Origin of the sequence: Kineococcus mangrovi (assembly GCF_041320705.1) — a bacterium.
GTDB classification, from domain to species: domain Bacteria; phylum Actinomycetota; class Actinomycetes; order Actinomycetales; family Kineococcaceae; genus Kineococcus; species Kineococcus mangrovi.
In genome coordinates this window covers 90425-104976 of the sequence record NZ_JBGGTQ010000011.1, presented here as the reverse complement: position 1 = coordinate 104976, position 14552 = coordinate 90425, and the positions used below count along the sequence as shown (strand labels likewise).

Genomic DNA, 14552 nt, shown 5'->3' with positions numbered 1-14552 from the left:
TGGGACCGAGTGCGGGACCGGTGCGGGACCGGGCGCGGTTCAGAGTTCGATGCCGCGCTCCAGCACCGTGAGCAGGCGGCGAGCCATCGCCAGGTTCGCGCGGCCGCGGTCCAGGACGAGGTAGAGGAACAGGCCCTGCCCGTTCTTGCTCTGCAGCAGGCGGATGAGGTGGAACTGCGTGCCGAGCGTGGCGAGGACGTCCTCGGGGGTGTCGTCCAGGCCCAGGCGCTGCAGGGTGCGCAGCTCGGCGCGCACGACGTCGGTGTTCCCGGCGGCGGCGATCTCCAGGTCCAGGGTGCCGCCCCCGGCGGACCCCAGGCACATGCCCGACTCGTAGTCGACGAGGGCGGCCGCGATGGCCCCCTCGATCTCGAGCGCGCCCTTGAGCGTTTCGTCGACGGTGGCCACGGGGTCCTCCTGGTGTGCGGTCCGGTGTGCGGTCTGCGGTGAGATCCGGACGGGGGCGTCCGCCCCCGCCACTGCACCATCGGCCCCGGCCCCGGCGCGGTGAAGCGTCGCCCGCGGGGTTACCGCTTCCGGCCCAACACCGCGCCCCCGGCGGGCGGACCCCGACCCGGCTGAGCAGGTAAGGTCACCCTCACACCCCACCGCACCGAGCCCGATGGAGCCCGTCCCGATGTCCTCCCGTCCCGTCCTCGACGTGCTGCGCCGGCACCGTCGGGCGGTCGCCGTCGGTTGCGGGTCCTCGATGGTCCACCAGACGTGCGAAGCCCTCGTCCCCGTCGCGATCGGCCTGGCCGTCGCCCGCGCCGTCGCCACCGGTGACGTCGGCGCGATCGCGCTGTCCGTGGCCGGGGTGCTCGTGCTCTTCGCCGTCCTCAGCTCGGCGGGCACGTTCGCGTTCTGGGTGATCGACCGCGCCCAGTTCGACGAGGCCCACCACCTGCGGACCGCCGTCGTCCGCGCCGTCCTGCGCGATCCGGCCGTCCTGCGCGACCGGCAGGTCGGGGACGCCCTGTCCGTGGCGACCTCGGACACCCGGCACACCGCCGAGGCCCTCGGCCTCGTCAGCTTCCTCGCCTCGGGCTGCTTCGGCCTGCTCGTCGCCGCCGTCGTCCTGCTGCGCATCGACGTGGCCCTCGGGCTCGGGCTGCTCGTCGCGGTGCCGCTGCTGGTCCTGGGGCTGCAGGCCCTCACCCCGCGCCTGGAGGCGCGGGTGCACGACCGGCAGCGCACGGCCGGGCTGGCCGCCGCCGTCGCGGCCGACCTGCTCGCCGGGCTGCGGCCCCTGCGCGGGTTCGGCGGCGTCCCGGAGGCCGTGCGCCGCTACCACCACGCCAGCTCCCTGTCTCGCCGGGCGGCCGTCGGGGCGGCCGGGGCGACGTCCGTCGTCGTCGGGGTCAGCACCCTGGCCACGGGCGCCGTCCTCGTCGCCACGGCCGCCGTCGCGGGCACCTTCGTGGCCCGCGGACGGCTCGACGTCGGGGAGTTCGTCACCGTCGTCGGGATGGCGAGCTTCCTCGCCGACCCGGTGCGCAACATCAGCTTCTGCGTCCAGCAGCTCGCCGTGTCCCGGGCCGGAGCCCGCCGCGTCGCCGAGCTGCTGCGCCCCGGCGGCCCGCGCCGGCCGCCGGACGACTCCCCGGCCCCGCCCGTCCCCGTGCCCGTCCCGACCGTCGCCGGGGAGGTCCTCGGCGTCGTGACGACCGACACCGCCACCGCCGACGCCGTCACGGCCGCCTTCGCCGCCGTCCCCGGGGCGCTCGTCGAACCCGCGCACACCGTCCTGCTCGGCCGGACCGTCGCCGACGCCCTCGCCTCCGGCCCGGTGCCGGCCGGCCGCGGGGTCCCGCTGACCGCGGCCCTGGAGGCGGCGGCCGCACCGGCCGACCTCGACCTGGCGCTGCACGACGGCGGGACGAACGTCTCCGGCGGGCAGCGCCAGCGCATCGGCCTGGCCCGGGCCCTGGCCGCCGACCGCGAGCTGCTCGTCCTGCGCGACCCCACGACGGCCCTGGACGCCGTCACCGAGGACCGCGTCGCGGCGGGCGTGCGGGGCCTGCGGGCCGGGGCGGGGACGACCGTCCTCGTGACGTCCTCCCCGCTGCTGCTCTCGCGCTGCGACCGCGTCGTGCTGCTGACCGCCGGCGGCCGGCACGCCACCGGGACCCACCACGACCTCCTCGAGGACCCCGACTACGCCGCGGCGGTGACGCGGTGAGCGCGACGACGGGGTCCGTGGCGGGACCCGTGGCGCTGCCCGTCGCCCCGGGCCGGCGCTCGGCGGCCGTGCTGTGGCGGACGGCCGCCGCCCACCGGGCCGACCTCGTCCGCGCCCTGACGACGACCCTGCTCTCCAGCGCCGGGACCGTCGCGCTGCCCCTGCTGCTGGGCCGGGCCGTCGACGTCGTCCGGGCCGGGCAGTCGCTGACCCCGCTCGTCGCGCAGCTGTCCGTCGTGGCGCTGCTGACCGCCCTCACGACGGCCCTGGCCCGCCGCGACGCCGAACGCCTCGGCGCGGCCGTCGCCGCCGACCTGCGCGAACGCGTCGTGGACCGCTCGCTGCGGATGAGCCCGCGCGTCCTGGAACGGGCCGGGGCCGGCGACGTGGCCTCCCGCGTCACCGAGGACGTGGAGCTGTTCACCGCCTCGGTGCAGCTCGGCGCGAACGTCCTGACCGCCCTCGTCACCGTCCTGCTGTCCGCCGTCGGGTTCCTGTCCCTGGACTGGCGCCTCGCGCTGGCCTTCTGCGTCGTCTTCCCCGTCTACGCCGGCAGCCTGCGCTGGTACCTGCCGAAGGCCGGGCCCCTCTACGCCGCCGAGCGCTCGGTGGCGGCGGCGCGCTCGCAGGTCGTCCTGCAGTCCCTGCACGGCGCCCCCACCGTCCACGCGTACGGGATGGCCGACCTGCAGGGCGACCGGGTGGCGGTCGCCTCCCAGCGCACGGTCGGGGCCTCCCGCGCGGCCCTGCGCACGTTCGCGCGGTTCTCCATGTCGATGAACGGCGCCGAGGCGGTCGGGTTGTCCGCGCTGCTGCTCACGGGGTTCTGGCTCGTGCGCGGCGACGTCGTCACCGTCGGGGCCGTCACCGCCGCGGCACTGCTGTTCCACCGGTTGTTCGGCCCGCTGGGCACGCTGCTGCTGTCCTTCGACGAGGTCTCCCGGGCGGCCGCCGCCCTCAACCGGCTCGTGGGCGTCGTCGACCTGCCCGCCGACCCGCCCGCGGACCCGGCGGTGCTGGCCCGCGCCCCCCGCGAGCGGGTCGGGCTGGTCGTCCGGGGGCTGCGGCACGTCTACGACGAACGTCCCGGGGCCGTGCCCGTCCTGCGCGACGTCGACCTCGACGTGCCCGCCGGGACCTCCCTCGCCGTCGTCGGCGAGAGCGGCGCGGGCAAGACCACGCTCGCCGCGCTCGTCGCCGGGGTGTTCCCCGCCACGGCCGGCACCGTGACGCTGACCGGGCCGCGGGGTTCGGCCGACCTCACCGACCTCGACGCCGAGGCCGTCCGCGAGCGCATCGGGGTCATCGCCCAGGAGTCCCACGTCTTCACCGGCACCCTGCGCGAGGACCTCACCCTGGCCCGTCCCGGCGCCGGCGACGCGCAGGTGCACGCGGCGCTCGCGGTCGTCGGCGCGCAGGACTGGGTGGCCGCGCTGCCGGGCGGCCTGGACACCCGCGTCGGGCCCGGTGAGCTGCCGCTGCCACCCGCCCGGGCCCAGCAGCTGGCCCTGGCCCGGCTCGTGCTGCGCGACCCGCCCGTCGTCGTCCTCGACGAGGCGACCGCCGAGGCCGGCAGCGCCGGGGCCCGGGACCTGGAGCAGGCGGCCGTCGCGGTCGTGCGCGGGCGCACCGCCCTGGTCGTCGCGCACCGGCTCAGCCAGGCCGCCGTCTGCGACCGGATCGTCGTCGTCGCCGCGGGACGGGTCGAGGAGCTCGGCACCCACGACGAGCTGCTCGCCCTCGGCGGTCGGTACGCGCGCCTGTGGGAGACGTGGTCGCGGTCGGCGCTGCCCACCTGAGCCGCCCGGTCCGCGGGTGGGCGGTGCGGGGCGGCGTAGCGTGCGCCCCGTGCCCGGCCCGGACCCCTCCCCCGGCGACGTCCTGCGCGACGCGCTGGCCGACGGTGTGCGCCGCCGGTCGTTCACGGGTGCCACCGCCGCCTTCGCCGACGCCACCGGACGCGTCCACCGGGCGGTCGCGGGAACCCTCGCGCGGGACGACGACACCCCCGTGCAGGCCCGGACCCGCGCCGACCTCGCGTCGCTGACGAAGGTGGCCGTGGCCGCCGTCGCCCACGCCCTCGCCGACGTCGGCGCGGTCGACCTCGACCGGCCCACCGAGCGGGGGTTCACCCCGCGCCAGCTCGTGGCGCACACCTCGGGGCTGCCCGCGCAGTCCGACGTCTGGCGCCGCACCGACCTGCGCCCGGCGCAGCGGTTGCAGCGCGCCCTGGACACCCCCCTGGCGTCGGCGCCGGGGCGGGTCTTCCGCTACTCCTGCGTGGGGTTCGTCACCCTCGGGCACCTGCTGGAGGAGGCGACGGGGCAGGGGCTGGACTCCCTCGTCGAGGACTTCGTCAGCGGCCCGCTCGGGACCCCGGGGCTGGACTGGGGGCTCGCCGACCGGCCCGCCGCGGGGCCCGTGCTCGCCACGGAGGCCGGGACGCCGCGCGGGGTCGTGCACGACGAGTTCGCCCGGTCCCTGGCCCGGCCGGCGGGCAACGCCGGGTTGTTCGGCACGGCCGAGGACGTCCTGGCCCTGGGCCGCGCGCTGCTGGCGGGCACGCTGGAGGTCGGCGAGGGGTTGCGGACGGGCGACCCGACGTGGATGGCCGCCCCGACCCAGCGCGGGCACACGGGGTTCACCGGGACGTCGCTGCTGCTGGACCCGGGGGCCGGGACGTGCCTGGTCCTGCTGACGAACCGCGTCCACCCCGACCGCGCGCTCGTCGACCTCGCGCCGTTCCGCAAGTCCCTGGCGCTGCGGCTGGTGCCACCGCCATGATCGCGGGGTGGACGAGGAGACGATCGACCTGGCCCGGCTGGTGCGCCGCTACCTGGAGGACGTGGTCCACTCCCCGCTGACCGAGGCGGGGCGGGGCGGACCCCAGGTCGGGGACGTCGTCGGCGAGCACCTCGGCGTCGCCGTCGGGGACCTGCCCGTCGTGCGCGAGGAGGTCCCCGAGCACCAGTTCGTCGACCTCGACATCGCGCTGACGCTGCTGGCCGAACGCGGCGGCGGGGAACGGGTCGTCGGCGTCGGCGGCGGCGACCAGCGCGCCCACCACTCGTTCTCGGACCTGCTGGGCGGACCGTGGGCGCGGTTCGGGCTCGGCGCCGTCGACCGCGTGAACCTGCCGACGGGACCGGACACGAGCCGGCGCGCCGTGGGTTTCGGGGTGCGGATGCTGCACTTCGAGGGCACGCCCGTCGCCCTGCTGCAGCGGGCGGCGCAGCGGCAGTTCGGGCAGTCCAGCAGCATCGAGGTCGTCTGCCCCGACGAGGCCGTCGTCGCCGCGTTCATCACCGAGGTGCGCCGGCTCATGCTCGAGCGCAGCGTGCTGCGCGGGCAGGTCCTGTCGTTCTCCGGTTCGCCCTACGAACCGCACAACGCGGGCATCACGTTCCTGCACCGGCCGCAGGTCGCGGCGCAGGACGTCGTGCTGCCGCCGGGGGCGCTGGACCGCATCGCCCGGCACGTCGTCGGCGTCGGCGCCCACGCGGCGCGGCTGTCCGGGGCCGGTCAGCACCTGAAACGCGGGGTGCTGCTCTACGGGCCGCCGGGCACGGGCAAGACCCTCACGGTCCGCCACCTCGTGGCGCGCGCCGAGGGCAGCACCGTCGTCCTGCTCGCCGGGGAGGCCCTGGCCCACGTCACGACGGCCGCGCACCTGGCCCGCGCGATGCAGCCCGCGATCGTCGTGCTGGAGGACTGCGACCTCGTCGCCGAGGACCGCGGGTTCGACCCCGGGCAGCGGCCGCTGCTGTTCCAGCTCCTGGACGCCATGGACGGTCTCGACGGCGACGCCGACGTCGCGTTCCTGCTGACGACGAACCGCGCCGACCTGCTGGAACGCGCGCTGGCGCAGCGCCCGGGCCGGGTCGACCTCGCGGTCCAGGTGCCGCTGCCGGACCGGGCGGCCCGCAGCGCGCTGTTCCGGCTCTACGCGCGGGGACTGCCGGTCTCCGCCGAGGTGCTGGAGGAGGCCGCCGACCGCACCGGGGGCGTGACGGCGAGCTTCGCGCGCGAGCTCCTGCGCCGGGCCGTGCTCGTGGGAGCCGAGGCCGGGCACGACGTCACCGACGACGACGTCCGGTCCGCGCTCGGGGAACTGCTGTCCGACGCCGAGGAACTGACGCGCAGCCTGCTGGGCAGCGCGTCGTCGGCGGCCGCTCAGCCCGCCGTCGGCAGGGAGTCGCCCGCGTAGCGCTCCTCGAGGTCGCCCGTCTCCCCCGCGCGGGCGGCGGGCCGGCCCAGGGCCAGGCAGTACGTCCAGAAGACGACCTCGGCCAGCACCCCGATGCCGATGCGCGCCCACGTCGGCAGACCCGAGGGCGTCACGAAACCCTCGATGACCCCGGAGACGAACAGCACGACGACGAGCCCGAGGGCCACGCCGAACATCGCCCGCCCCTGCGTCGCGAGCGAACCGGACCGGCTGCGCGGGCCGGGCGCCACCCACGCCCAGAACAACCGCAACCCGGCTCCCGCCGCGACGAACACGGCCGTCAGCTCCAGGATCCCGTGCGGCAGGATGAGGCCGAAGAACACCTCCCCGCGCCCGTTCTCGATGAGCAACCCGCCCTGCAGGCCCACGTTCACGGCGTTGTACGCCAGCGCGGCCAGGACGGGGAGACCGGTGACCCCGAGCGCGATGCACGTCGCCGCGACCCACGCGTTGTTCGTCCAGACCCGGCCGGCGAACGCGGTGCTGGAGTACTCGCTGTAGTAGTTCTCGAAGTCGTTCTGGACGAGCTGGCGGATGTTCTCGTCCGACCCGAACAGGCTCGCCTGGACCGCCGGGTCCCCCGCGACCCACACCCCCGCGGCGACGGCGACGACCGTCGTGAAGGCGAACGCCCCCGTCGTCCACCACCGCAACCGCCACAGCGCGGCGGGCAACCCGCGCGTCGCGTAGTGCGCGAGCTGGCGCCAGGCGGTGTACCGGGAACCGGTGAGCCGGGCCCGGGCGCGGACGAGCAGCGTCGACAGCTCGTCGAGCAGCACCGGTTCGGACTGCGCCGACCGCAACGCCGACAGGTGGGTCGCGGTGCGCTGGTAGAGGACGACGAGCTCGTCGGCCTCGGCGCCGTCGAGGCGGCGGCGGGCGACGAGCCGGCGCAACCGTGACCACTCGTGCTCGTGCACCGCTCGGAAGGCGTCGACGTCCACCCCGGCAGGCTAACGTCCGGGCACGTGGCCGGCCCAGGACGGGCGCGGGGGCTTCCCGCGAGGTGGCTCGTCACCCGGCGCCGGCGCACCCGGGTCCGCTCAGCGCAGGCTGAGCCGCGGCACCCCCGGCGGGTCGAAGCCCCACACCTGCCCGTAGAACGACAGTTCCGCCTCCAGGCTGGCGACGATGTTCTCGGCCCGCCGGAACCCGTGCTGCTCACCGGGGAACACGACGAGCGCGTGCGGCAACCCCTTGCGGTGCAGGGCGTCGGCGAACGCCTCGGCCTGCCGGCGCGGGACGACGGGGTCGTCGGCGCCCTGCAGCAGCAGGACGGGGCAGCTCAACCCGTCGACGTGGTGCAGCGGCGCGCGCTCGGCGTACACGTCGGCGGCCGCGGGCAGCGGGCCGACGAGGGAGTCCAGGTAGCGGGACTCGAAGTCGTGGGTGTCCTCGGCCAGGGCGCGCAGGTCCGCGACGCCGTAGTAGGAGGTCCCGGCGGTGAAGGCGTCGGTCCCGGTGAGGGCGGCGAGGACGGTGAAACCCCCCGCGCTGCCCCCGCGGATCCCGACCTCGCCTGGCGCGGCCAGGCCCTGCGCCACGAGGTGGCGCGCGACCGCGGCGCAGTCCTCGACGTCGACGATCCCCCAGTTCCCGTCGAGGGCCTCCCGGTAGGCGCGGCCGTAGCCGGTCGACCCGCCGTACTGGACATCGACGACGCCGATGCCGCGGGAGGTGAAGAACGCGACCTCCGGCGAGTACGCCGCCAGCGACTGCGCCGTCGGCCCGCCGTGGACGAACAGGACGTGCGGGGCCGGGCCGTCGCACGGGTGGTCGGGGTGCGTCGGCGGGTACCGGTAGGCGTGCACGGACCGGCCGCGCTCGCCGGGGACGGTGCAGAACTCCGGCACCGGCAGGTACGCCGGGTCCGGCGACGGTCCGGCCGTCCGGGCGGTGCGGACGGTCCCGTCCGCGGCGGCGACGCGGACCACCCGCGCCGACAGCTCCGGGGACGCGGCGACCGCCCCGATCCAGCCGCCGGCCGCGGACACGGCGGGCAGGTACGCCGTGAACGGCAGGTCCAGGACGTCGAGCCGGCCGCTGCGCCGGTGCACGACGTCGAGCCGGTGGCCCACCGCGCCCGCGTCGCCGGACGCCGCGTGCAGCAGGGCGATCCGGTCGTCGTCCGGGTCGTCCCCGAGCGCGGCCCAGGAGGTGGTGGCGAACGTCCACGGCGGGAAACCCTGCTCGGCGTCCTCGGGCAGGACCGCCCGCAGCGCCCCGTCCGCGCCGACCTCGCAGAGGTTCCAGAACCCGCTGCGGTCGCTCACGACGAGGACGGTCCCGTCGGGGGCGAACCCCGGGTGGACGAGGGACTCGCGCGTGTCCGCACCCGCGAGGACGCGCGCCCCGCCCAGCCGCGGACCGTCCGGGCCGGCCGCCAGCTCCCCGGTCCACAGCAGCGTCCGCTGCCAGGGCATGTCGGGGTGGTCCCAGCCGGTCCAGACGAGCCGCCGGCCGTCCGGGGACACGCGCGGGGCGGCGAGGAACCCGGGGCCGGTGAACAGCTCGGTGGGTCCTGCGGTGGCCCCGGCCCCGTCGAGCCGGACGTGGACGAGGCTGCGGCGCAACGCCCCGCCGCGGCCGGTCGCCCGGTGGTCCTCGGCGACGAGGAGCACTCCCCCGCCCCAGGGCACCGGGTCGGCGTAGCGCACCCCGTCGTCGGGCACGAGGGCGCGGGGTTCGGCACCGGGAGCGGGGACGTGGAACCAGCGCTGGTCGGCGACGGAGGCCAGGACGAGCCCGCCGCCGGGGACGGGCAGCCAGGAACCCCCGCCGTACTCGTGGGCGCGGGTCCGCGCGTCCAGGTCGGGGGCGAACTCCTCGATCTCGCCCTCCGGGCCGCGGCGCAGGACCGCGACGCGGCCACCCTCGTCGGGGCGCCCCTCGGCCCACCACAGGGCGCCGTCGGCCTCGACGGCGACACCGGAGAACCGCAGGCCGGCGGCGGCGACGTCGGCGGCCCGCACCGGCGAGGTCCACGCTCCGTGGGAGTCCACCGGCCCACCGTAGCGCCGGCGGCGGCGCGGGCCCCGGCGGCGCCCGTCGGTACCGTGGGCGCCGTGAGCAGCCCCGTCCCCCCGCCCGCGGGCGAGCCGATCGCCCCGACCGCGGCGGAACCGGTGGGAGCACCCGCGGGGGTGCCGGTCGGTGAGCCCGTCGGCGAGATCGTCACGGGCGAGGCGGTCGTGCTCGGCCTGCGCGCGGCGTCGTTCGCCTCCCGCACCCTCGCCGCGGTCCTGGACGCCGTCGTCGTGGGGATCGTGCTGCTCGCCGCGGTCTTCGCCTCGACGTCCCTGCTGAGCGACAGCAGCGAGGCGACGACGGCGGCGCTGGGGCTGAGCGTCGTGGTGCTGTGCCTCGTGGGGATCCCCGCCGCCGTCGAGACGGCGACGCGGGGCCGGTCGGTCGGCAAGCTCGTCATGGGCGTGCGCGCCGTCCGCGACGACGGCGGGCCGGTGCGGTTCCGGCACTGCCTCGTGCGCGCCGTCACGGGGTTCTTCGAGCTGTGGGCCCTCGCGGGCAGCCCCGCCATCATCTGCTCGCTCGTCAACGCGCGCGGCAAGCGCCTGGGGGACCTGCTGGCGGGGACGTACGTGGTCCGCGAGCGCACGGCCGCCCGGCACCGGCCGCTGCCCCCGATGCCCCCGGAGCTGGCCGGCTGGGCCCGCACCGCCGACATCGGGCGGCTGCCGCTGCCCGTGGTGACGGCGGCCCGGCAGTTCCTGGCCCGCACCGGCACGCTCAACCCCGCCTCCCGCGAGGCGCTGCGCGTGCAGCTCGCCGACGCGCTGCTGGCGCACGTCTCCCCCGCCCCGCCGCCGGGCACCGACCCCGAGCGCTTCCTCGTCGCGGTGCTCGTCGAGCGGCGGGACCGGGAGTTCGCGCGGATGTCGCGCCGGGAGGAACGCACCCGGGAGCTGGAACGGACGATCGGGCGTCCCTGACGTCCCGGGGGGGTCGGGGCGGTGCCTCAGAGCAGGGGCAGGACCTCTCCGGCCGCCCACGGGCGCAGCGTCAACACCGTCGTCGTCTCCGGCAGACCCGCCTGCGGCCAGGCCACGGTGAGCTCCAGGCGGTGGTCGCGGGCCACCTCCTCGGGCCGGACGTCGAGCCAGAAGGTCGCGTCGAGGTCGTAGGCGTCCTCCCCGCCGGACCCCCGCGCCTGGGAAGGGTCGACGAACCCCTCGTGCCCGCCGACGCGGACGGCGAGCGCGGGTTCGGACCAGCCCTGCGGACCGTCCTCGTCGATCCCGCCCCACTGGCTCTGCCGCAGCGCCGCCTCGGCCTGGACGCCTTCGGCGCGCAGCACGAACGGCAGCGACAACCCGTCGGTGTGCGCGAAGACGCACCGCAGGGCCGCGACGATGCCGGGGGCCCGGGCCAGGACCACGGGGCCGTGGACGACGGCCCCGAGGTCCTCGGGTTCGACGGCGGGCGGCCAGCGGTGAGGACTCAGCACCCCACGATCGTGCCAGGGGGCCGCCCGCGGGGTCAGGCCGAGCGCAGCACCGTGGTCGACCACTCCCCCACGAGCAGCTCGGCCACCTCGCGGCCGACCTCCTGCTGCGGGTCGGAGGACACGACGAGCGTCCACGGGGCGCCCGGTGCCGGCGGGACCGTGAACTCGACGGGGTTGGTGGCCCCGTTGACGAGCAGCAGCACCGTGGGCGAACCCTCGGCCTGGAACTGCACGGCGTAGGCGCGAGCGCTCGTGTCGTCCCACTCCTGCTGACCCATCGGTTCCCCGTCGGCGCGCAGCGAGACGGTGTTCGGCCCGGCCGCACCGGAGAACCACTGCGGCCGCAGGGCCGGGGTCTGCCGGCGCAGGGCGATGAGGTCGCGGGTGAAGGTCAGCAGGTCGGTGTCGACGGTCGACCAGTCGAACCAGGAGATCTCGTCGTCCTGGCAGTAGGCGTTGTTGTTGCCCTGCTGGGTGCGGCCGAACTCGTCCCCGCCGAGGAGCATCGGCACGCCCGCGCTGAGCAGCAGCGTGGTGAGCATGTTCCGGCGCTGCCGGGCGCGCAGGGCGTTGACGCCCTCGTCGTCGGTGGGTCCCTCGGCCCCGCAGTTCCACGACCGGTTGTCGCTCTCGCCGTCGGCACCGCCCTCGCCGTTGGCGTCGTTGTGCTTCTCGTCGTACGCGGTGAGGTCGGCCAGGGTGAAGCCGTCGTGGGCGGTGAGGAAGTTCACGCTGCACAGCGGGGACCGGCGGTCGGCCTCGTACACGTCGGGGCTGCCGGTGATCCGCTGGGTGAGTTCGCCCAGGGACCCCTGCCCGCGCCAGAAGTCGCGGACGTCGTCGCGGTACTTGCCGTTCCACTCCGACCAGCGGGCCGGGAAGCCCCCCACCTGGTAGCCGGCGGTGTCCCAGGGCTCGGCGATCAGCTTGACCGGCGCCAGCACCGGGTCCTGGTGGACGATGTCGAGGAACGCGGAGTGGACGTGGGCGTCCCCCCACTGGCGGGTCAGCGTCGTGGCGAGGTCGAACCGGAACCCGTCCACGTGCATCTCGGTCACCCAGTACCGCAGGGAGTCCAGGATCAGCTGCAGGGCCGCGGGGTGGGAGACGTTGAGGGAGTTGCCGGTGCCGGTGGTGTCGAAGTAGTTCTCCGGGTCCTCCTCCACCACGCGGTAGTAGGAGCCGTTGTCGATCCCCTTCAGGGACAGCGTGGGCCCCAGGTGGTTGCCCTCGGCGGTGTGGTTGTAGACGACGTCGAGGACGACCTCCAGGCCCGCGGCGTGCAGGGCCTTGACGAGCTGCTTGAACTCCGCCACCTGCCCGCCGCCGTCACCGGCGGAGCTGTACTCGTGGTGGGGGGCGAAGAACCCGATCGAGTTGTAGCCCCAGTAGTTGCGCAGCCCCTTCTCGGTCAGGTGGGAGTCCTGCACGAACTGGTGCACCGGCAGCAGCTCGACGGTCGTCACGCCGAGGTCGACGAGGTGCTGGATCGCGGCCGGGTGCGCCAGGCCCGCGTACGTCCCGCGGATCTCCTCCGGGACGTCGGGGTGGCGCTGGGTGAACCCCTTGACGTGGACCTCGTAGACGACGGTGTCGGCGTACGGGACGCGCGGCGGGGCGTCGTCGCCCCAGTCGAAGGCCGGGTCGACCACGACGGCCTTGGCCACCGAGGCCGCCGAGTCGGCGTCGTTGCGCTGCTCGGGGTCGGCGAAGGTGTGCCCGAAGGTCTCCTCCCCCGCACCCCAGGAACCCTCCACGGCCCGCGCCCAGGGGTCGAGCAGGAGCTTGGCGGCGTTGTGCCGCAACCCTTCGCCGGGTTCCCACTCCCCGTGCACGCGGAACCCGTACCGGGTCCCGATCCCGCCGGGGACCAGGCCGTGGAACACGTGCCCCGTCCGCCGGTCCAACCGGTGGCGCGTCTCGGCGCCGTCGTCGTCGAAGACCGCGACGTCGACGGCCTCGGCCGTCTCGGAGTACACGGCCACGTTCAACCCGTCCTCGCGCAGGGAGACGCCGAGGGGGTGGGGGGTGCTCTCGCTCACCGTCAGATCGTGCGGCCTGCGGACGCCGTCCGCGCGCCGGAGCCCGACCGCCGCGCCGGGAACGACGGCGCCCGGCACCCCGCAGGGGTACCGGGCGCCGACGGTGAACCTCAGTAGCGGTAGTGCTCCGGCTTGTACGGGCCCTCGACGTCGATGCCGATGTACTCGGCCTGCGACTTCGTGAGCTCGGTGAGCCGGACGCCGAGCGCGTCCAGGTGCAGGCGCGCCACCTTCTCGTCGAGCTTCTTGGCGAGGCGGTGCACGCCGACGGGGTACTCGTCGGGCTTGGTGAACACCTCGATCTGCGCGACGACCTGGTTGGCGAACGAGTTCGACATGACGAAGCTCGGGTGCCCCGTCGCGTTGCCCAGGTTCAGCAGGCGGCCCTCGGACAGGACGATGACGCTGTGCGCCTGCACCGCGTCGTCGCCGGTGCCGGAGGCGGGGATCCGCCACTCGTGCACCTGCGGCTTGATCTCGATCTTCTCCACGCCCGGGATCCGGGACAGGCCGAGCATGTCGATCTCGTTGTCGAAGTGGCCGATGTTCCCCACGAGGGCCTGGTGCTTCATCTTCGCGATGTCGGCCGCCATGACGACGTCCTTGTTGCCCGTCGCGGTGATGAAGACGTCGGCGGTGCGCACGACGTCCTCGAGGCGGACGACCTGGTACCCGTCCATCGCGGCCTGCAGGGCGTTGATGGGGTCGACCTCGGTGACCACGACGCGCGCGCCCTGGCCGCGCAGCGACTCCGCGCAGCCCTTGCCGACGTCGCCGTAGCCGAACACGACGGCCGTCTTGCCGCCGATGAGGACGTCGGTGCCGCGGTTGATCCCGTCGATGAGGGAGTGCCGGGTGCCGTACTTGTTGTCGAACTTCGACTTGGTCACCGAGTCGTTGACGTTGATCGCCGGGAAGGGCAGCACGCCGTTGCGGTGGTACTCCGCGAGGCGGTGCACGCCGGTCGTGGTCTCCTCGGTGACGCCGCGGATGCCGTCGGCGACGCGGGTCCAGCGCTGCGGGTCCTGCGCGAGGCTCCCCCGCAGCAGCTCCAGGACGACGGCGTACTCCTCGGAGTCCTCCGGCGTCGTGGCCGGGACCGCGCCGGCGGCCTCGAAGCGCTTGCCCTCCAGGACGAGCATCGTGGCGTCGCCACCGTCGTCGAGGATCATGTTCGGGCCGACGCGGTGGCCCTCGGCGTCGGTGCCCCAGTCGAAGATGCGCTCGGCCAGGGCCCAGTACTCCTGCAGCGTCTCGCCCTTCCAGGCGAAGACCGGGACGCCGGCGGGCGCCTCGGGGGTGCCCGAGCCCACGACGACGGCCGCGGCGGCCTGGTCCTGGGTGGAGAAGATGTTGCAGCTGGCCCAGCGGACCTGCGCGCCGAGGGCGACCAGGGTCTCGATGAGGACGGCGGTCTGCACCGTCATGTGCAGGGAGCCGGCGATGCGGGCCCCGGCCAGCGGCTGGGACTGGCCGAACTCGGCGCGCAGCGCCATGAGCCCGGGCATCTCGTGCTCGGCCAGACGCAGCTCGTGGCGTCCGGCCTCGGCCAGGGAGAGGTCCCGGACCTGGTACTCGAAAGACATTCTCGTCCTCTCGCGACGGTTCGTGACGTTCCCCCGGCACGGCCCCTCT

Annotated in this window: 11 protein-coding genes; 5 read left to right on the top strand and 6 right to left on the bottom strand. The window is 75.6% G+C overall.

All coding sequences use genetic code 11. The features are described 5' to 3' along the window. Nucleotides 1-39: 39 nt before the first annotated feature. The gene (locus AB2L28_RS19650; protein WP_370720683.1) at nucleotides 40-408 is read right to left on the bottom strand and encodes a hypothetical protein; all 369 of its coding nucleotides are present in this window, start codon (nucleotides 406-408) and stop codon (nucleotides 40-42) included. Between the two features lie 229 nt (nucleotides 409-637). Between AB2L28_RS19650 and AB2L28_RS19645 the strand changes: the two genes are divergently transcribed. Genes AB2L28_RS19645 through AB2L28_RS19630 form a run of 4 tightly spaced genes read left to right on the top strand, consistent with a single transcriptional unit; the run spans nucleotide 638 to nucleotide 6389 of the window. Beyond that, a complete protein-coding gene (locus tag AB2L28_RS19645; RefSeq protein ID WP_370720682.1) occupies nucleotides 638-2182 on the top strand; it encodes an ABC transporter transmembrane domain-containing protein in 1545 nt (514 codons plus the stop codon). 17 nt (nucleotides 2183-2199) lie between these two features. After that, on the top strand, nucleotides 2200-3981 hold the full coding sequence (locus AB2L28_RS19640) for an ABC transporter ATP-binding protein (protein ID WP_370720681.1): 1782 nt from the start codon (nucleotides 2200-2202) through the stop codon (nucleotides 3979-3981). 49 nt (nucleotides 3982-4030) lie between these two features. Further along, a complete protein-coding gene (locus tag AB2L28_RS19635) occupies nucleotides 4031-4966 on the top strand; it encodes a serine hydrolase domain-containing protein (RefSeq protein WP_370720680.1) in 936 nt (311 codons plus the stop codon). A 7-nt stretch (nucleotides 4967-4973) separates the two neighbouring features. Then, a complete protein-coding gene (locus tag AB2L28_RS19630) occupies nucleotides 4974-6389 on the top strand; it encodes an AAA family ATPase (RefSeq protein ID WP_370720679.1) in 1416 nt (471 codons plus the stop codon). Here AB2L28_RS19630 and AB2L28_RS19625 read toward each other — a convergent pair. Continuing rightward, a complete protein-coding gene (locus AB2L28_RS19625) occupies nucleotides 6356-7354 on the bottom strand; it encodes a stage II sporulation protein M (protein ID WP_370720678.1) in 999 nt (332 codons plus the stop codon). The two genes, AB2L28_RS19630 and AB2L28_RS19625, sit on opposite strands and share 34 nt — an antisense overlap. A 99-nt stretch (nucleotides 7355-7453) precedes the next feature. Further along, nucleotides 7454-9412: a S9 family peptidase gene (locus AB2L28_RS19620; protein ID WP_370720677.1), complete on the bottom strand. Its 1959-nt coding sequence runs from the start codon at nucleotides 9410-9412 to the stop codon at nucleotides 7454-7456. Nucleotides 9413-9475: 63 nt separating this feature from the next. Here AB2L28_RS19620 and AB2L28_RS19615 point away from each other — a divergent pair, with 63 nt between their 5' ends. Beyond that, nucleotides 9476-10360: an RDD family protein gene (locus tag AB2L28_RS19615; RefSeq protein WP_370720676.1), complete on the top strand. Its 885-nt coding sequence runs from the start codon at nucleotides 9476-9478 to the stop codon at nucleotides 10358-10360. Between the two features lie 26 nt (nucleotides 10361-10386). Here the strand turns inward: AB2L28_RS19615 and AB2L28_RS19610 are convergent, their stop codons facing one another. The 3 genes from AB2L28_RS19610 to ahcY form a co-directional block, all read right to left on the bottom strand. Next, nucleotides 10387-10875 carry a hypothetical protein gene (locus tag AB2L28_RS19610; RefSeq protein ID WP_370720675.1) on the bottom strand — a complete coding sequence of 163 codons (489 nt, stop codon included), beginning with the start codon at nucleotides 10873-10875 and terminating at the stop codon, nucleotides 10387-10389. Between the two features lie 32 nt (nucleotides 10876-10907). Continuing rightward, on the bottom strand, nucleotides 10908-12923 hold the full coding sequence (gene glgX, locus AB2L28_RS19605) for a glycogen debranching protein GlgX (RefSeq protein WP_370720711.1): 2016 nt from the start codon (nucleotides 12921-12923) through the stop codon (nucleotides 10908-10910). Nucleotides 12924-13027: 104 nt separating this feature from the next. Beyond that, nucleotides 13028-14503 (bottom strand): adenosylhomocysteinase, encoded by a 1476-nt coding sequence (gene ahcY / locus AB2L28_RS19600; RefSeq protein WP_370720674.1) that lies wholly within the window; start codon nucleotides 14501-14503, stop codon nucleotides 13028-13030. Between the last annotated feature and the right edge of the window lie 49 nt (nucleotides 14504-14552).